General features: G+C 62.4%; 15 protein-coding genes, 3 tRNA genes and 3 pseudogenes. 14 read left to right on the forward strand and 7 right to left on the reverse strand.

The window, feature by feature from the left end:
* Positions 1–32: 32 nt before the first annotated feature.
* Genes sdhD through PD885_RS12185 form a run of 3 tightly spaced genes read right to left on the reverse strand, consistent with a single transcriptional unit; the run spans position 33 to position 1,038 of the window.
* Positions 33–419 carry a succinate dehydrogenase, hydrophobic membrane anchor protein gene (sdhD, locus tag PD885_RS12175; RefSeq protein WP_002802219.1) on the reverse strand — a complete coding sequence of 129 codons (387 nt, stop codon included), beginning with the start codon at positions 417–419 and terminating at the stop codon, positions 33–35.
* Complete coding sequence (gene sdhC, locus PD885_RS12180; protein ID WP_002802220.1) at positions 416–811, reverse strand: succinate dehydrogenase, cytochrome b556 subunit; 396 nt, start codon at positions 809–811, stop codon at positions 416–418. Before sdhC ends, sdhD begins: the two co-directional genes overlap by 4 nt.
* Positions 812–867: 56 nt before the next feature.
* A complete protein-coding gene (locus PD885_RS12185) occupies positions 868–1,038 on the reverse strand; it encodes a DUF1674 domain-containing protein (protein ID WP_088056910.1) in 171 nt (56 codons plus the stop codon).
* A gap of 56 nt (positions 1,039–1,094) precedes the next feature.
* Here PD885_RS12185 and ygfZ point away from each other — a divergent pair, with 56 nt between their 5' ends.
* On the forward strand, positions 1,095–1,967 hold the full coding sequence (gene ygfZ / locus PD885_RS12190; protein WP_002802222.1) for a CAF17-like 4Fe-4S cluster assembly/insertion protein YgfZ: 873 nt from the start codon (positions 1,095–1,097) through the stop codon (positions 1,965–1,967).
* Here the strand turns inward: ygfZ and PD885_RS12195 are convergent.
* A complete protein-coding gene (locus PD885_RS12195) occupies positions 1,964–3,052 on the reverse strand; it encodes an ABC transporter ATP-binding protein (RefSeq protein ID WP_002802223.1) in 1,089 nt (362 codons plus the stop codon). The two genes, ygfZ and PD885_RS12195, sit on opposite strands and share 4 nt — an antisense overlap.
* A gap of 423 nt (positions 3,053–3,475) precedes the next feature.
* Between PD885_RS12195 and zwf the strand changes: the two genes are divergently transcribed.
* The 5 genes from zwf (at position 3,476) to PD885_RS12220 (ending at position 9,403) form a co-directional block, all read left to right on the forward strand.
* On the forward strand, positions 3,476–4,906 hold the full coding sequence (zwf, locus tag PD885_RS12200) for a glucose-6-phosphate dehydrogenase (protein WP_088056911.1): 1,431 nt from the start codon (positions 3,476–3,478) through the stop codon (positions 4,904–4,906).
* Positions 4,903–5,910, forward strand: a complete 1,008-nt coding sequence (gene glk, locus PD885_RS12205; protein ID WP_002802227.1) for a glucokinase — start codon at positions 4,903–4,905, stop codon at positions 5,908–5,910. Before zwf ends, glk begins: the two co-directional genes overlap by 4 nt.
* The gene (gene pgl, locus PD885_RS12210; RefSeq protein ID WP_002802238.1) at positions 5,907–6,626 is read left to right on the forward strand and encodes a 6-phosphogluconolactonase; all 720 of its coding nucleotides are present in this window, start codon (positions 5,907–5,909) and stop codon (positions 6,624–6,626) included. The genes glk and pgl overlap by 4 nt, the downstream gene beginning before the upstream one ends.
* A 149-nt stretch (positions 6,627–6,775) precedes the next feature.
* Entirely contained in the window at positions 6,776–8,692 is a 1,917-nt protein-coding gene (gene edd, locus PD885_RS12215) for a phosphogluconate dehydratase (protein WP_088056912.1), read from the forward strand.
* Positions 8,693–8,743: 51 nt separating this feature from the next.
* On the forward strand, positions 8,744–9,403 hold the full coding sequence (locus tag PD885_RS12220; RefSeq protein ID WP_002802242.1) for a bifunctional 4-hydroxy-2-oxoglutarate aldolase/2-dehydro-3-deoxy-phosphogluconate aldolase: 660 nt from the start codon (positions 8,744–8,746) through the stop codon (positions 9,401–9,403).
* A gap of 225 nt (positions 9,404–9,628) precedes the next feature.
* Here the strand turns inward: PD885_RS12220 and PD885_RS12225 are convergent.
* Positions 9,629–9,814, reverse strand: a pseudogene (locus PD885_RS12225) (efflux RND transporter periplasmic adaptor subunit); the annotation flags it as partial.
* A gap of 113 nt (positions 9,815–9,927) precedes the next feature.
* On the opposite strand from PD885_RS12225, the gene PD885_RS12230 reads away from it, so the two are divergent.
* From PD885_RS12230 to PD885_RS12255, 6 genes are all read left to right on the forward strand, one after another.
* Complete coding sequence (locus PD885_RS12230) at positions 9,928–10,320, forward strand: c-type cytochrome (protein ID WP_002802244.1); 393 nt, start codon at positions 9,928–9,930, stop codon at positions 10,318–10,320.
* A gap of 8 nt (positions 10,321–10,328) precedes the next feature.
* On the forward strand, positions 10,329–10,790 hold the full coding sequence (locus PD885_RS12235; RefSeq protein WP_002802245.1) for a c-type cytochrome: 462 nt from the start codon (positions 10,329–10,331) through the stop codon (positions 10,788–10,790).
* Positions 10,791–10,882: 92 nt separating this feature from the next.
* Positions 10,883–10,958 (forward strand) — tRNA-Ala (locus PD885_RS12240).
* A gap of 45 nt (positions 10,959–11,003) precedes the next feature.
* Positions 11,004–11,079 (forward strand) — tRNA-Glu (locus PD885_RS12245).
* 343 nt (positions 11,080–11,422) lie between these two features.
* Complete coding sequence (locus PD885_RS12250) at positions 11,423–12,790, forward strand: IS5 family transposase (protein ID WP_088056913.1); 1,368 nt, start codon at positions 11,423–11,425, stop codon at positions 12,788–12,790.
* A gap of 83 nt (positions 12,791–12,873) precedes the next feature.
* Positions 12,874–13,116, forward strand: coding sequence for a hypothetical protein (locus PD885_RS12255; RefSeq protein WP_065975315.1), 243 nt, complete (start codon positions 12,874–12,876; stop codon positions 13,114–13,116).
* Between the two features lie 7 nt (positions 13,117–13,123).
* Here the strand turns inward: PD885_RS12255 and PD885_RS12260 are convergent.
* Both PD885_RS12260 and PD885_RS12265 read right to left on the reverse strand, forming a co-directional pair.
* Positions 13,124–14,534: pseudogene (locus PD885_RS12260) on the reverse strand (IS5 family transposase).
* A 390-nt stretch (positions 14,535–14,924) separates the two neighbouring features.
* A tRNA-Leu gene (locus PD885_RS12265) sits at positions 14,925–15,011 on the reverse strand.
* Between the two features lie 137 nt (positions 15,012–15,148).
* Between PD885_RS12265 and PD885_RS12270 the strand changes: the two genes are divergently transcribed.
* Complete coding sequence (locus PD885_RS12270; RefSeq protein ID WP_040761955.1) at positions 15,149–15,529, forward strand: response regulator; 381 nt, start codon at positions 15,149–15,151, stop codon at positions 15,527–15,529.
* 656 nt (positions 15,530–16,185) lie between these two features.
* Positions 16,186–16,452, forward strand: a pseudogene (locus tag PD885_RS22755) (hypothetical protein); the annotation flags it as partial.
* Positions 16,453–16,471: the final 19 nt, after the last annotated feature.

Below are 16,471 nucleotides of genomic sequence, written 5' to 3' on the forward strand. Positions count from 1 at the left end.
AATTTATGGATTCCTGTTTGATCGCTGACGACTCAGCTAATGCCCAGCGCGATACGCGCCACGGCAAACACGCTGACGATGCCACCCAGCACGGCGACGAAGCGCACCAAGGTCTGCGCTGCAAGCGCAAGCAGCGAGTTGTGCACGTAATCTTCCAACACCACTTGCATGCCCAATTGAGCATGCCAGAACGACGCAATGAGGAAGCCGACCAGCAGAATCGCATTCCACGGCTTGGCCACTGCGGCGCTGGCGGTGGCGTGATTGGCACCGATCAGGCTGAGAACGAAAATCAGGAACCAGATCGACAACGGCACCAATGCGGTGGCGGTCAGACGCTGGATCACGAAATGTTCGGTACCGGTCTTGGCAGCACCCAGGCCGCGCACATTTTTCAGCGGGGTACGGTAGCGATTCATACGGCACCTCCGGACAGCAATACATATGCCCAGATGGCGGCAGTGAGCGCAAAACTCAAGATCACCGACAGCCAGCCAAGGCTGACGAACGAGCGCACGGCGTAGCCCTGCCCAAAGTCCTGCAGCATGTGGCGCAATCCGCCAAACAGGTGGAAGGCAAAGGACCAGGTCCAGCCGAACAGGAAAACCTGCCCGTACCAAGTCGCAGCCTGATCGCGGAAACAATTCCAGTGGTCTGGGCCAAGCATTAATGTCAGCAAGGCGGCGGCAATCACCAAAGCGCCGATGGACAGTACGATGCCGGTGGCTCGATTGAGAATCGAGGTCACCATCTGTATCTGCCAGCGGTACACCTGGAGATGCGGGGAAAGAGGACGTTCGCGGATCGCCATTCGCTGGTCTCGTTATCTCGGCTGGGCGGCACTGGGCCGTTGTGGCTAAAAGCTGCTCAAAAATCGATGCAGCGTCCATTTTTTTCCCAGTCACCGTAGCGCGTTGGCTCAGGGCCGTCGCGCCCACCGATCTCCTTGGGCAGTGGCTGCTTCTCAGGAGCGTGCTCCTGAGGAGAAGCCTGCGTCTCGGAATCCTGCGCTGGCGTGGGGATTGGATGGCGTATCATAGTGGTCTCACAACGTTGCGATTTTAGTACTCCTCTTCTGTGGCTGACAACCTGATGTGGCTGACAACCTGAATCTTATTCCGCAAGGTTTTTGCTCCCTGCGCGACATGCAATACGTCCGATTAGTCGGTACGGATGCAGTGGCATTCGCGCATGCACAATTTGCCAATGACGTACAGGCGTTGGCGGTTGGGCGCTGGCAGTGGAACGCGTGGTTGACCGCGAAAGGGCGCGTGAAGGCCATCTTCGCACTCCTGCGTGAGGACGATGCGCATTTGTTGATGCTGCTGCCCGATGGGAATGCGGCCGAGATCGCCACGCAACTCGGCCGTTTCGTGTTCCGACGCAAGCTGACAATCAGCGTCGCTGCGGTATTTGCGTACGCCGCGTTTGTAGCGCCGCAACGTGCCGACGGTGCGCAAGCGAGTATTGGGCCGCAGTGTATCGAACTGGACATGGGCACCGTTGTCCTGCCGCGCACGTTGCTGCTGCACACCGACGATGCATTGGCCGCGCCTATCGAATTACCGAGCGTAGATGCCCAATGGCGCCGTGCGGATCTGCAACTGGGGTTGGTCCGCTTGCTCGATGGGCAGCGTGAGCAATGGACACCGCAACAGTTGGCGCTCGACCGTCTGCGTGCTTTCAGCGTCAAAAAGGGCTGTTATCCAGGCCAGGAGATCGTTGCACGTACGCATTTTCTGGGCAAAGCTAAGCGGGCATTGCAGTTACTGCAGACCGATGGCGTCATCGATGCGGGCGATGCCGTCGCGTTGAATGGCGTCGAAATCGGCAAAGTGGTAAGCGTGGCCGGCAACTTAGCGCTGGCGGTGCTGCCGTTGGAATTGACGTTGGATGTCGAGGCCACCTTGCAAGCGGGCGCGCATGTTGCACGCCCTCTCGCGATCGCGCCGGGGCTGGAACGTTAAGTCGGTTCCAAACGCTCGCCGGTGGCCGGGTCGAAGAAATGCAGCGCCTCGCTGCGTAGCGCCAGGCGCAGCGGCTGACCCACGGCCGGCAACACCTGCGGTGCGACGCGAATTACCAGCGGCTGACCGCCACGATCGAGGTTGAGGAAGATCTCGTTGCCGACTGGCTCAATCACTTCCACCTTCGCATCGAAGCCCGACAGCGCATCGTCAGACAAATGCAGATGCTCCGGGCGGGCGCCGACGATAACGTCTCTGCCAAACCATTTACGATCGATCCGAGCAGCGCCCAGCGGTACCCGCCAGCCATCGGCCATGACCAGATGCAGACCGTCTTGCTTATCCAGATGTCCCTGCAGCACGTTCATCGCCGGGCTGCCCAGGAAGCCGGCAACGAAAAGATTAGCCGGGCGGTTGTACAGCGCCATCGGGCTGTCGATCTGCTGGATCACGCCATCCTTGAGCACCACGATGCGTTGGCCGAGCGTCATCGCTTCGACCTGGTCGTGGGTGACGTAGATCATCGTGGTGCCGAGCTTACGGTGCAGTTGCGCAATCTCGGTACGCACGCTGTGGCGCAGCTTGGCATCCAGATTGGAGAGCGGCTCGTCGAGCAGGAACACCGACGACTCACGTACCATCGCACGCCCCAAAGCCACGCGTTGACGCTGGCCGCCGGACATCGCCTTAGGTAACTTGTCGAGCATCGGCGTCAGGCCCAACAGCTCGGCGGCATTGTTGACGCGCTCGGCGATGATCTGCTTGGGATGGCCGCGCAGCTTGAGTCCAAACGCCAGGTTCTCGGCTACGGTCATATGCGGGTACAGCGCATAGCTCTGAAACACCATCGCGATGTCGCGGTCCTTCGGTGCCACATCGTTAACCACGCGCTCGCCGATTTTGAGCGTGCCGGCGCTGATGTCTTCGAGCCCGGCAATCATGCGCAGCAAGGTCGACTTGCCGCAGCCTGACGGCCCGACCAGCACCATCAGCTCGCCGTCGGCGACTTCGAAGCTTGCACCCTGCACCGCGACCTGACCGTTCTCGTAGACCTTGCGGACACCTTCCAACTGCACTTTCGCCATCGTTCGGCCTCAACGTAAAGTTGTGCGCCCTGCCCTCGGCCCTCCCGACGGCGGTGACGCGACACGCGTTTGCAAGGAAATCTCGTGCAAACGAATGCAATGGTTTATTCTGACATGTAATCGTTTTCACATGGCAACAGCGATCTTGGGAGGGACCATGCCGCTATGTATCCATACCGCTGTTGCAGAGGGCGCAGGCCGTCGTGCAAGGACGGGCATTCCACTGCGCATGTGCAGGTATACCGCTGCGACGCTAACCCTCGGTAGCCACTTGCTGCAACAATCGGGGATGTGGCGTGCACGTCCATCCCCCGCTGCGGGTACGCAAGTGTCGCTCAGGAACAGACGTACTGACCGCCGGCTTTCCGGCGCCTTTTCGACAAGCTGCTGATAACGATGTCTCCAGAATCTGAAATTCGGTCCATGCACAACACGCTGATCCTGTTCGGCGCCACCGGCGATCTCGCCCAGCGCTATCTCTTTCCTTCGCTGCTGCGATTGTTCGTCGATGGCCTGCTGCCGGAGGATTTCCGTATCCGCGCGCTGGCGTTGTCGCCGCACGACACCGAGGCGTTTCGCGAGGTGCTGCGCCCGCGCCTGACCGACGCCTTGCCGATCGCAGCGCCCGAACAGATCGAGACGCTGCTACAGCGGGTCGACTATCGCTCGGTGGATCTGCGCGATGCCGAGTCGGTGGCCAACGCAGTGCGCGAGCTCGCCAGCCGCCATTGCGTGAGCTATCTGGCGATCCCGCCGGATCTATACATCAGCACCTGTCAGGGTTTGGCCCTGGGCGGTGCATTGGCGGCACCGCATCGACTGATGCTGGAAAAACCGATCGGCCACGATTCGGACAGCGCTCGCGAGATTTTGCAGTTGATCGGGGCATTGATCGACGAAGACCGCGTATTCCGTCTTGACCATTACCTGGGCAAGGCGGCGGTTCAGAATCTGATCGCACTGCGCTTTGGCAATACGCTTCTGGAGGCGGTATGGAATCGCACCTACATCGAGTCGGTGCAGATCCTGGTCGCTGAAAGCGAAGGCGTGGACGGGCGCGATGCCTATTATGCCCGTTCCGGCGCACTGCGCGACATGGTGCAGAGTCATATCCTTCAGCTGCTTTGCCTAGTAGCAATGGAGCCGCCGGCCTCACTGGAAGCCGACCGCATCCGCGACGAGAAAGTCAAAGTGCTGCGCTCACTGCGCCCGATGAGCGCCGAGCATGCCGCCCGCGACAGCGTGCGCGGCCGCTACACCGCTGGCACCATCGACGGTCAGCCGGCGCAGGCCTATCACCCGCCGAAAGGCATCGATGTGGAAACCTTAGTCGCGGTGACCGCGCATATCGACAATTGGCGCTGGGCCGGCGTGCCGTTCCATCTGTGCACCGGCAAGCGCCTGGCCGAACGCTCCACCCGGATCGTGGTGACGCTCAAGCCGGTAACGCATTGGTTGTTCGAGCGACCGGACCGGCAGAACGCGGTGCCCAACCGCCTGACCTTCCAGTTGCAGCCGCAAGAAAACATCGAGCTTGGGCTGATGAGCAGTCTGGCAGGCCCGGAATGGGGCGCGATCGAACTGCAGCCGCTGGAACTGGAACTCTCGATGCCGACCGGTCTGCACCGCCGCATCGCTTACGAGCGACTGTTTGTCGATGCCTTCAACGGCAATCCGGCGCTGTTCGTGCGCGACGACGAGGTCAAGGCCGCCTGGGCCTGGATCGACAGCGTCAGCAATGCGTGGAAAGACGCGCAACTACCACTGCAGCCCTACCCGGCCGGCAGTTGGGGCCCGGAATCGGCCACCCATTTCCTCCCTCCGGCAACCGACGCACAGGGAAACAACGCATGACCGCTCCTTCCAAGCCGGTGCTGGTTGCCGATATCGGCGGAACCAACGCGCGCTTTGCGCTGGCCGATGTCGACGCCTCGGTGCCGCTGCTAGATGACACCTCGCGCGAATTCGCGGTGGTCGACTTCGGTTCGCTCGGCGAAGCCGCACGCTACTACCTCGACCAGATCGGCGTACAGGCCACCCAGGGAGTATTCGCCGTAGCCGGCCGCGTAGATGGCGACGAAGCTCGGATCACCAACCATCCGTGGGTGATCTCGCGCTCGCGCACCGCCAGCATGCTGGGTTTCAGCACGCTGCACCTGATCAACGACTTTGCCGCGCAGGCGATGGCGATCAGCCTGCTACGTCCGCAGGACGTGGTGCAGGTCGGTGGCGCCAGCTGGCGTCCGGCGCCGATCGATCAGCCACGCAACTACGGCGTGATCGGCCCCGGCACCGGCCTGGGCGCGGGTGGCCTGATCATTCGCAATGGGCGCTGTTTTCCGCTGGAAACCGAAGGTGGCCATGTCAGCTTCCCGCCCGGCACTCCGGAGGAGATCCGTATTCTGGAAATCCTCTCCGAGCAGTTCGGCCGGGTTTCCAACGAGCGGCTGATCTGTGGCCCGGGCCTGGTGAACATCCACCGTGCGTTGAGCGAGATTGCCGGGGTCGACCCCGGTCCGCTGCAGCCCAAGGACATCACCGCGCGTGCGGCTGCGGGCGACCTGCGGTCGTCGCGCACGATCGATCTGTTCTGCGCCATCTTTGGCGCGATTGCCGGGGACATGGTGTTGATGCAAGGCGCGTGGGATGGCGTGTTCCTCACTGGCGGGCTGGTGCCCAAGGTGCTGGATTCGCTGCAGCATTCCGGATTCCGTCAGCGCTTCGAACACAAGGGCCGCTTCTCCGCGATCATGTCGCGGGTACCGTCGCTGGCGGTCATGCATCCGCATGCCGGCCTGCTCGGTGCCGCGGCGTATGCGGTGGATGCGCAACGTCAGCACCCCGGAGAGCAGCGATGAATCTGCAAGACAATCCGCGCATCACCCTGGTGCGCCACGACGACCCTGCCGAATGGACCGAGACGGTGGCCAGCGAGATGGCCGATCTGCTGGAACAGGAAATTTCACGTCGTGGCCAGGCGCGCATGCTGCTGTCCGGCGGCACCACCCCGGCGCCGGTATACGAATCCCTCGCCCACCGTCCGCTGGACTGGTCGCGGGTGGAAGTCGGCCTGGTCGATGAGCGTTGGTTATCGCCGCAGGATCAGGACAGCAATGCGTGGCTGGTGAATCACAGCTTCCTGACCCACGCACCGGCCGCGACCTTCACTCCGCTGGTGCGCCCGGGCAAGCAATTGCCCGAGTGCGTGCATACCGCGAATCTGCAGGCCACGCATGCCGAACCGGCCTGTCTGGCGGTGCTGGGGATGGGTGGCGACGGACATACCGCGTCGCTTTTTCCAGGATCGACGGAGCTGACCAAGGCGCTTGCCAGCCCGCAGCCCTACGCGTCGCTGGATGCCACCGGCTGCCCTGGATCAAATCAGTGGCCGTTGCGTATCACCTTGACGCCGGCCGGACTCGCTGCAATCCCAACCCGCCTGCTATTGCTGCGCGGCAAGCAGAAGCTCGACGTGTTGCAAGCTGCGTTGGCGGGCGACGACGTCAGCGAGTACCCGATCCGGGTGGCGTTACGGCAGCCTGGTCCACAGTTGCGGGTGCATTGGTGTAATTAAATGCGTCTTTCGCAAGAGCCGATTTAATGCGAGTGATCGCAAAACCTGCACATCCGTGCGCGGGGATTCAAAGATGCAAGTCCCTTCGCAAAAAACCGCACCTCTCTGTGGGGGATTTAAATTCCTCCGTTTCTCATAGCCGGTAGCCAATGATCCTGCATCCGAACATCCAAGCTGTCACCGACCGTATCCGCAAGCGCAGCGCTCAGTCGCGCGCGGCTTATCTGGCCGGTCTCGATGCCGCCCTGCGCGAGGGCCCATTCCGCAGGCGTTTGAGCTGCGGCAACCTTGCGCACGGATTCGCGGCCTCCGAGCCGACCGACAAATCGCGTCTGCGCAGTGCGACCACGCCCAACCTCGGCATCATCACCGCCTATAACGACATGCTGTCGGCGCATCAGCCTTTCGAGCATTACCCGCAGCTGATCCGCGAAACCGCCCGCACGCTCGGTGCCACCGCGCAGGTCGCCGGCGGCGTGCCGGCGATGTGCGATGGCGTGACCCAGGGCCGTGCCGGCATGGAGTTGTCGCTGTTCTCGCGGGACAACATTGCACAGGCCGCAGCGATCGGCCTGAGCCACGACATGTTCGACAGCCTTGTTTACCTGGGCGTGTGCGACAAAATCGTGCCGGGCCTGCTAATCGGCGCGCTGGCGTTCGGTCATCTGCCGGCGCTGTTCATGCCGGCCGGACCGATGACCCCGGGCATTCCGAACAAGCAGAAGGCCGAAATACGCGAGCGCTATGCCGCTGGCGAAGCCACCCGTGCCGAGTTGCTGGAAGCCGAGTCGTCGTCCTACCACTCGCCCGGCACCTGCACGTTCTACGGCACGGCCAACTCCAACCAGGTACTGCTCGAAGCGATGGGCGTGCAGTTGCCCGGCGCCTCGTTCGTCAACCCGGAACTGCCGCTGCGCGATGCATTGACCCGTTCGGGCACCGAGCGTGCGCTGGCAATTTCTGCGTTAGGCCAGGATTTCCGCCCGTTCGGCCGATTGATCGACGAGCGCGCCATCGTCAATGCCGTGGTCGCCTTGATGGCCACCGGCGGCTCGACCAATCACACCGTCCACTGGATTGCCGTGGCACGTGCGGCCGGCATCGTGCTGACCTGGGACGACATGGATCTGATCTCGCAGACCGTGCCGCTGTTGACCCGCATCTACCCCAATGGCGAGGCGGATGTGAACCGCTTCCAGGCCGCTGGCGGCACCGCGTTCGTGTTCCGTGAACTGATGGACGCCGGGCTGATGCACGACGACATTCCCACGGTGGTCGAGGGCGGCATGCGTGCCTACGCCAACGAGCCGCGCCTGCAGGACGGCAAGGTCGTGTATGTGCCCGGCATCGCGACCACTGCCGACGACAGCGTCGCGCGCCCCGTCAGCGATGCATTCGAATCCCAAGGCGGCCTGCGCTTGCTGCGCGGCAACCTTGGCCGCTCGCTGATCAAACTGTCGGCAGTCAAGCCGCAGCACCGCAAGATCGAAGCGCCGGCAGTCGTGATTGATACGCCGCAGGTGCTCAACAAGTTGCACGCAGCTGGCGTGCTGCCGCACGATTTTGTGGTGGTGTTGCGCTACCAGGGCCCACGCGCAAACGGCATGCCGGAGTTGCACTCGATGGCGCCGCTGCTAGGCCTGCTGCAGAACCAGGGCCGGCGCGTGGCGCTGGTCACCGACGGCCGTTTGTCGGGGGCCTCGGGCAAGTTCCCCGCAGCGATTCACATGACGCCCGAAGCTGCGCGCGGTGGCCCGATCGGGCGTGTGCGCGAAGGCGACATCGTGCGTCTGGACGGCGAAGCCGGCACGCTGGAGGTACTGGTGTCGGCCGAAGAATGGGCATCGCGCGAAATCGCACCGAACACCGCAGTGACCGGCAACGATCTAGGTCGCAACCTGTTCGCCATCAATCGCCAAGTGGTTGGCCCGGCCGACCAGGGTGCCATTTCGATTTCCTGCGGCCCGACCCATCCGGACGGCGCGCTGTGGAGCTACGACGCCGAATACGAACTCGGCGCCAATGCGACCGCCGCGGCGGCACCGCACGAGTCCAAGGACGCCTGACCCCTTCCCTCTCTGCGACCGCACGGGCGGTCGCCGTCTAACGGAGTTGCAATGACGATTGCCCAGAACCAGAACACCGCCGAACAGCTGCTGCGCGATGCCGGCATTCTGCCGGTGGTGACTGTTGATACGCTGGACCAGGCCCGCCGCGTCGCCGATGCGCTGCTCGAGGGCGGCCTACCCGCAATCGAGCTAACCCTGCGCACGCCGATCGCGATCGAAGCGCTGGCCATGCTCAAGCGCGAACTGCCCAATATCGTGATCGGCGCCGGCACCGTGCTGAGCGAACTTCAGCTGCGTCAGTCGGTAGATGCCGGTGCGGACTTCCTGGTGACCCCCGGTACGCCTGCGCCGCTGGCTCGCTTGCTGGCAGAGGCGCCAATTCCTGCAGTGCCTGGCGCAGCAACGCCGACCGAACTGCTGACCCTTATGGGCCTGGGTTTCCGCGTCTGCAAGCTGTTCCCGGCCACCGCCATCGGCGGCCTGCAAATGCTCAAGGGGCTGGCTGGTCCATTGTCCGAACTCAAGCTGTGCCCCACTGGCGGCATCAGCGAGGCCAATGCAGCCGAGTTTCTGTCGCAGCCAAATGTGCTGTGCATCGGCGGCTCGTGGATGGTGCCCAAGGACTGGCTGGCTCAGGGTCAATGGGACAAGGTCAAGGAAAGCTCGGCCAAGGCTGCTGCGATCGTTCGGCAGGTACGCGCTGCCTGATTTATTGGGTGCTACGTCACAATGGATTGGAAAGCCTGAAAAAGCGAACTTACTGGCACCTTAGGCAACCGCCGAGCAACTCACGACGTGGCGAGTGAAATTAGAATTTTGCTCGAACGCGACGATCCTTCATTCTGAAAATCAAACACTTACGCATAGCGGCGGTTGCCTGAATTGTTGATCGAAAGCGCATGGAAGAGTTGTTCAGCGCATCCATGGTGGCGTGGTGCCGGTATAGCTGGCGGCGACCGCGCGACGCGCCGCCTTGGCAGTTCTCACCGGCACCGCAGCCACCGACCTTCTTTTCTTCGGCGGCCCATCTCCTGCCTTGCAACCGCCCAACAACAGGCTCGTGGTGATCAACAGCGCGGCGGCGAATGTCGCTAACGCGCCAAAGGTCATAGTCTGCATATCAACTTCGCGTATTTATCCCGTTTGCGTGACGCCAAATCACAGGCATACTCGGTCCGGCGGCGTCACGCCCCCACGTGCCGACGCTCAATCAGTCTTCCGGATACGAAACCATGCGCCCGCAGCCGCTCGCCGCTTGTCTCGCTCTGGTCGTCTTCCTGCCGTTTGGGGGCGCATCAGCAACACCGTCAGCTACGCCTGCAGCACCGGCCACGCCGGCTGCCGCCGCGGCGACTCCCGCACCCGCGGCGCCGACCGGCAATCCTTCCAATGGTCGCCTGCTCGCCTATACCTGCCAGGGCTGCCACGGCGTCACCGGCTACAAGAACGCCTACCCTAGCTACCGCGTCCCCAAGATCGGCGGCCAGTCCAGCCAGTATCTGACCCAGGCGTTGACCGAATACCGGCAGGGCAAGCGCAAACACCCGACCATGCAGGCGCAGGCGCAGAGTTTCTCCGAGCAGGACATCGCCGACATCTCCGCCTTCCTGTCCACCCTCAAGTAAGCGCCCACATGCCGAACGCCCTGCACGCTCCGCGTCTAGCCATCGTCCTGGTTGCCGCACTGATGATGGCGGCCTGCTCCCAATCCCAGGTCGAATCCACCGACCATTCCGCCGGCGATACCGGCCACGCTAGCGGCGAACATGGCTCAGGTTCGTCGGCCGGCCTGCCCGCCGGCCGCGCTGCAGCCGGCGACAAACTGGCACACGCAAAAGGCAAAGCCACTGGCCAGAGCTGCGTGGATTGCCACGGCGCTGACGGCAATGCGCCTATCGATCCCGGCTATCCCAAACTCGGCGGCCAGTACGGCGACTATCTTGCGCATGCCTTGCAGGCCTATCGCAGCGGCGATCGCCAGCACCCGCTGATGACTGCGCAGGCCACCACGCTGAGCGACCAGGATATTGCCGATCTCGCTGCGTATTTCGGCGCACGGCAGACGCAGCTGCGCGATCTGCACGGCGTCAACTGAGCCGACGGCGCAAGCTGCGCCTGTCTCATGTGGAATGAAAAATCACTTGTGCAAACATTAACCGGCCGCTATAATTTGGCTCTCAGTTTCGTGGGGCCATAGCTCAGCTGGGAGAGCGCCTGCATGGCATGCAGGAGGTCGGCGGTTCGATCCCGCCTGGCTCCACCAATCCTGGCTTAGGCCGTCAGGAAGACAACTTAGGTTTTGATATGCGTCCCCATCGTCTAGAGGCCTAGGACACCACCCTTTCACGGTGGACACCGGGGTTCGAATCCCCGTGGGGACGCCAATCATCTAAAAGCCTCGGCACTGCCGGGGTTTTTTTTTGAGTAGTTTTTGCGTTGATCTCTGGTGATGTCATTTGCAGCCATCGGACTTTTTCCGCAGCACGGCGGCACCGAGGATGCGATGACAGCGCATCACGAAAATCGTGATTCCAGTGACCGCACCTCGTTTTCTGTCGCGCCTTGTTCCCATGGTCAACTGTGGTTGCAACCACGGAAACCGCGCTCACTAGTCGCCCCTGAAAAACCCCAACCACCCAACGACCGCAAGGCCTTGATGTCTGCACCGGCGTGCCAGAACTACCAGTGTTCGCTACGCTGAAGGCTGGTTTCTTGCAATTTCCGCCCATGCGTACACGCCGTCCTGCTGCCGAAGACAGACCCGCCGACGAGGTGTTTCGTTCGCGGCTGGAGAACCAGATCGATCTGCGTCATCCGCTGGCGCGGCTGAGCCAACGGATGCCGTGGACGGCGTTGGAGCAAGCACTTTCATCGCGCTTGCCGGCCACCCAGGCCGGTGGCGGTCGGCCGGCATTGCCGGTGCGGCTGATTGCCGGTTTGCTCTACCTCAAACACGCCTACGACCTGTCCGATGAAGCGGTGTGCGAGCGCTGGCTGGAGAATCCGTACTGGCAGTTCTTCACCGGCGAGGTCGTGTTCCAGACGCGTTTGCCGTGCGATGCCAGCTCGCTGACGCGCTGGCGGCAGCGCCTGGGTGAGGCCGGGATGGAAGAGCTGCTGGCGCACACCATCAACGCCGCGCATGCGATGCAGGCGGTGGACGCACGCGAGTTGTCGCGGGTGATCGTGGACACCACGGTGCAGGAAAAGGCGATCGCCTATCCGACCGACAGCCGTTTGCTGGAGGTGGCACGCAAGAAGCTGGTGTTACTGGCCAAGCGGCACGGCATCGGATTGCGGCAGAGCTACGCGCGGCAAGGCCCGGCCCTGAGCCGCAAGGCAGGTCGGTATGCGCATGCGCGCCAGTTCAAGCGGATGCGGCGCGTGCTGCGACGTCAACGCACAGTGCTGGGACGGCTCGTGCGCGACATCCAACGCAAACTCGATCAGGTAAACACCGGCGTGCGCGAGCGCATCGCTGTCTGGCTGGAACGTGCGCAACGGCTGTGCACGCAGCGTCCGAAGGACAAACAAAAACCCTACGCATTGCATGCCCCGGAAGTGGAATGCATCGGCAAGGGCAAGGCGCGTCAAGCGTACGAATTCGGCGTCAAGGTCGGCATTGCGGTCACCGCCTGCAAGGGATTGGTCGTGGGTGCGCGCAGCTTCCCGGGCAACCCGTACGACGGCGATACCTTGGCCGAGCAGCTGGAGCAGACACGCGGGTTGCTGCAGGATGTGAGCGTAGAACCGACGGTGGCGATCGTGGACCTGGGCGATCGCGGGCGCGCGGTCGATGGCGTGCAGGTCCTGCATCGCGGCAAGGCCAAGACGCTGACGCGACGGCAATGGCGCTGGATCAAGCGACGGCAGGCGGTGGAGCCGGTGATCGGACATCTGAAAGACGACTGCAGGTTGCGTCGCTGCAGGCTGAAAGGTGCCCAAGGCGATGCGCTGCACGTGCTCGGCTGCGCGGCCGGCTACAACCTGCGCTGGCTGCTGCGCTGGATCGCGTTTTTGCGTGCCTGGATGCGGGCGATGGGATGGTCATCCTTGAGCGCCGTGCCGCTGTCACCGACGGCACTTGGCGCTTGAAAGGGATTTTTCAGGGACGACTATGTAATGCCGTATTGTTTGCAAGGATGCACACGGCATGACGTCAATGTACCGGATGGCGCATGCAGGCACGCAACCATCACGCCTTGTCCGTAACGTGGAAGTCTCTTTGCAAACAGGCGGCTCCCATGGACTTTGACTCTTCAGAACAATTGCGAATTCTTCGCGATATCCACGACACTAAGCCCGTTTCTGAAGAAGAAGCGAACTGGGCAGTGCGTGCTGGCTATGCGACGCAAGCGGAAGATGGCGATATAGACCTTACGCACGAAGGCCGCAAAGCGTTTGATGACGGACAAGCCTGACTTCGTCTTATGTAGTCGTCCCTGAAAAATCCCCTTCAAGTGCCAAGTGCCAAGTGCCAAGTGCCGTCGGTGACAGCGGCACGGCGCTCAAGGATGACCATCCCATCGCCCGCATCCAGGCACGCAAAAACGCGATCCAGCGCAGCAGCCAACGCAGGTTGTAGCCGGCGGCGCAGCCGAGCACGTGCAGCGCATCGCCTTGGGCACCTTTCAGCCTGCAGCGACGCAACCTGCAGTCGTCTTTCAGATGTCCGATCACCGGCTCCACCGCCTGCCGTCGCTTGATCCAGCGCCATTGCCGTCGCGTCAGCGTCTTGGCCTTGCCGCGATGCAGGGACCTGCACGCCATCGACTTCGCGCCCCCGATCGCCCAGGTCCACGATCGCCACCGTCGGTTCTACGCTCACATCCTGCAGCAACCCGCGTGTCTGCTCCAGCTGCTCGGCCAAGGTATCGCCGTCGTACGGGTTGCCCGGGAAGCTGCGCGCACCCACGACCAATCCCTTGCAGGCGGTGACCGCAATGCCGACCTTGACGCCGAATTCGTACGCTTGACGCGCCTTGCCCTTGCCGATGCATTCCACTTCCGGGGCATGCAATGCGTACAGTTTTTGTTTGTCCTTCGGACGCTGCGTGTACAGCCGTTGCGCACGTTCCAGCCAGACAGCGATGCGCTCGCGCACGCCGATGTTTACCTGATCGAGTTTGCGTTGGATGTCGCGCATGAGCCGTCCCAGCACTGTGCGTTGACGTCGCAGCACGCGCCGCATCCGCTTGAACTGGCGCGCATGCGCATACCGACCTGCCTTGCGGCTCAGGGCCGGGCCTTGCCGCGCGTAGCTCTGCCGCAATCCGATGCCGTGCCGCTTGGCCAGTAACACCAGCTTCTTGCGGGCCACTTCAAGCAAACGGCTGTCGGTCGGATAGGCGATCGCCTTTTCCTGCACCGTGGTGTCCACGATCACCTGCGACAACTCGCGTGCGTCCACCGCCTGCATCGCATGCGCGGCGTTGATGGTGTGCGCCAGCAGCTCTTCCATCCCGGCCTCACCCAGGCGCTGCCGTCAGCGCGTCAGCGAGCTGGCATCGCACGGCAAACGCGTCTGGAACACGACCTCGCCGGTGAAGAACTGCCAGTACGGATTCTCCAGCCAGCGCTCGCACACCGCTTCATCGGACAGGTCGTAGGCGTGTTTGAGGTAGAGCAAACCGGCAATCAGCCGCACCGGCAATGCCGGCCGACCGCCACCGGCCTGGGTGGCCGGCAAGCGCGATGAAAGTGCTTGCTCCAACGCCGTCCACGGCATCCGTTGGCTCAGCCGCGCCAGCCGATGACGCAGATCGATCTGGTTCTCCAGCCGCGAACGAAACAACTCGTCGGCAGGCATGTGCTCGGCAGCAGGACGGCGTGTACGCATGACTGAAAATTGCCAGAAACCAGCCTTCAGCGTAGCGAACACTGGTAGTTCTGGCACGCCGGTGCAGACATCAATGCCTTGCGGTCGTTGGGTGGTTGGGGTTTTTCAGGGGCGACTATGTAACGAAATGTGCTGTATGCGTGATCGTATCGGTAGCCATCGCAGAGCATTCGGCTCCGGAGTGTCGCGCACAAGGCTCTTGCACTGCCGAGAATCTAGAATGACTGGCATCCCACGAGCTCCCAATTGAGCTATGGCATGATGCTGTCAAGATGGCCTGCCATCGAGTGGGAGAGCAATTGGTCAGGAAGTGGACCGCTGCGCGGCAACGGACGAAAACCATGTGTTGAATGAAGTAGCGGCAGCCTAGGCTGCCGCTACTTTTGGTTTTGGTGCCGAAGGTGGGACTCGAACCCACACGCTTTTAAGGGCGGCGGATTTTGAGTCCGCTGCGTCTACCGATTCCGCCACTTCGGCGTGGCCGCGAAGTATAGCGACTTGTTGATGAAACGAACAGTGCCAGGATGTGCCTGACGAACTCAGGTGCAAGCGACGTCGACAGCACGCGTCCAACCAGTGTCGATATACTGACCGACTTGGTGAAGGAGTAAGCAATGTCGGCATTGCGTGGAGTTCGGGTACTCGTGGTCGAAAACGATGACATGAATGCCATGCTGCTCGACCTGCAGCTTGTTCGGGCGGGTGCGGCTGTGGTCGGCCCGGTCGGCGAAGTCCAAGAAGCGTTGCAGCTAATCAATGCCAACGCCCCGGACATCGCAGTCCTGGACTATCGTCTGGGCAATGGCGAAACCAGCGAGCCGGTCGCACGGTTGTTGGCAGAGCGTGGAATTCCGTTCGTTCTTGCCACAGGTGTTGCCAGCGCCAGCATCCCAAGCGGTTTCGAGCGCGGCGTGATGCTGACCAAGCCCTACTTGTCCGAAGAATTGGTCGGCGCGCTGTCCAGAGCACGCCAGCTGAGCGGCGCCAACAGTTAAGGCGCGACCAATCAGCCGACGCGCTTGGCATCCGGATTGGCATGTATCCGCTCGCATAAGCTCCAGATGCGCGCGCTTTCGGCCCCCGCCTGACGACTGCTCGTTAAATCGCCAGTCGCTGTACGCCGCCGTTACCGGCTCGGTTGCTACTAAAATTGGGCATCGAAGAATGACAGGCGGGTCGCTAGATGGATATCGCCGTGTCGCGGTTCGCCGGCTTATTGCCGGAGACGAGCGAAACTGCAGCGTTGGTGTTGGCGTCTGCATGCGCCGCAGACCCGCTACTGCGCGGCGCCCAGGCGCTGCGCACCACGCTGTCGGTCTGCCTGCATGCGCAGGTTCCGATGCTAATGGTCTGGGGCAGCGAGGCGCGCTGCATTTACAACGATGCCTGTATCGCACTGCTGGGGGAGCGACATCCGGCCGCGTTCGCGCAGCCACTCGCAGAACTTACGAACACGCCTGCCTTTGACAGCATGCAGACCGATGCACCTGCGCTGGATCTGGCGACATGGTCGTGTAGCCCGGTGCTGCAGGCCGGAGAACGGTTGGGTGCGTTGTATGTGGCGGGGACCGTTGCGGCTACGGCGCGCGATGTTCGTCGCAATGCGGAGTTGCCCCAGATGTTCGCCGCGCTCGATCAATCGCCTGCGTTCATGGCAGTGCTGCGCGGGCCCGACTACATCATCGAGAGCGTCAGCCAACGCTTTCACGAACTGGTCGGTGAGCGGCCGCTGCTGGGTCGCCCCCTGCTCGACGCCATGCCGGAGATCGTCAACCATGGCTATCTGGAATTGCTCGATAAGGTACGACGCAGCGGCCAACCTTTCATCGGCAAATCGATGACGGCCTACCTGCAACGCACACCAGGCAGCGCACCCGGTGAAACGTTTGTGGACGTCCTTTACCAGCCGATGCCCGATAGCGATGGCCGCGGCGACG

This window comes from Xanthomonas fragariae, from assembly GCF_900183975.1.
GTDB lineage: Bacteria > Pseudomonadota > Gammaproteobacteria > Xanthomonadales > Xanthomonadaceae > Xanthomonas > Xanthomonas fragariae.

What these genes read in the sequence shown, in the direction of transcription:
- PD885_RS12230 (WP_002802244.1), top strand. Translation starts at nt 9,928, where the DNA reads ATGCGCCCGCAGCCGCTCGCCGCTTGTCTCGCTCTGGTCGTCTTCCTG.
- PD885_RS12185 (WP_088056910.1), bottom strand. Translation starts at nt 1,038, where the DNA reads ATGATACGCCATCCAATCCCCACGCCAGCGCAGGATTCCGAGACGCAG.
- edd (WP_088056912.1), top strand. Translation starts at nt 6,776, where the DNA reads ATGATCCTGCATCCGAACATCCAAGCTGTCACCGACCGTATCCGCAAG.
- PD885_RS12250 (WP_088056913.1), top strand. Translation starts at nt 11,423, where the DNA reads ATGCGTACACGCCGTCCTGCTGCCGAAGACAGACCCGCCGACGAGGTG.
- sdhC (WP_002802220.1), bottom strand. Translation starts at nt 811, where the DNA reads ATGGCGATCCGCGAACGTCCTCTTTCCCCGCATCTCCAGGTGTACCGC.
- PD885_RS12220 (WP_002802242.1), top strand. Translation starts at nt 8,744, where the DNA reads ATGACGATTGCCCAGAACCAGAACACCGCCGAACAGCTGCTGCGCGAT.
- PD885_RS12195 (WP_002802223.1), bottom strand. Translation starts at nt 3,052, where the DNA reads ATGGCGAAAGTGCAGTTGGAAGGTGTCCGCAAGGTCTACGAGAACGGT.
- PD885_RS12270 (WP_040761955.1), top strand. Translation starts at nt 15,149, where the DNA reads ATGTCGGCATTGCGTGGAGTTCGGGTACTCGTGGTCGAAAACGATGAC.
- pgl (WP_002802238.1), top strand. Translation starts at nt 5,907, where the DNA reads ATGAATCTGCAAGACAATCCGCGCATCACCCTGGTGCGCCACGACGAC.
- glk (WP_002802227.1), top strand. Translation starts at nt 4,903, where the DNA reads ATGACCGCTCCTTCCAAGCCGGTGCTGGTTGCCGATATCGGCGGAACC.
- sdhD (WP_002802219.1), bottom strand. Translation starts at nt 419, where the DNA reads ATGAATCGCTACCGTACCCCGCTGAAAAATGTGCGCGGCCTGGGTGCT.
- PD885_RS12235 (WP_002802245.1), top strand. Translation starts at nt 10,329, where the DNA reads ATGCCGAACGCCCTGCACGCTCCGCGTCTAGCCATCGTCCTGGTTGCC.
- PD885_RS12255 (WP_065975315.1), top strand. Translation starts at nt 12,874, where the DNA reads ATGCAGGCACGCAACCATCACGCCTTGTCCGTAACGTGGAAGTCTCTT.
- zwf (WP_088056911.1), top strand. Translation starts at nt 3,476, where the DNA reads ATGCACAACACGCTGATCCTGTTCGGCGCCACCGGCGATCTCGCCCAG.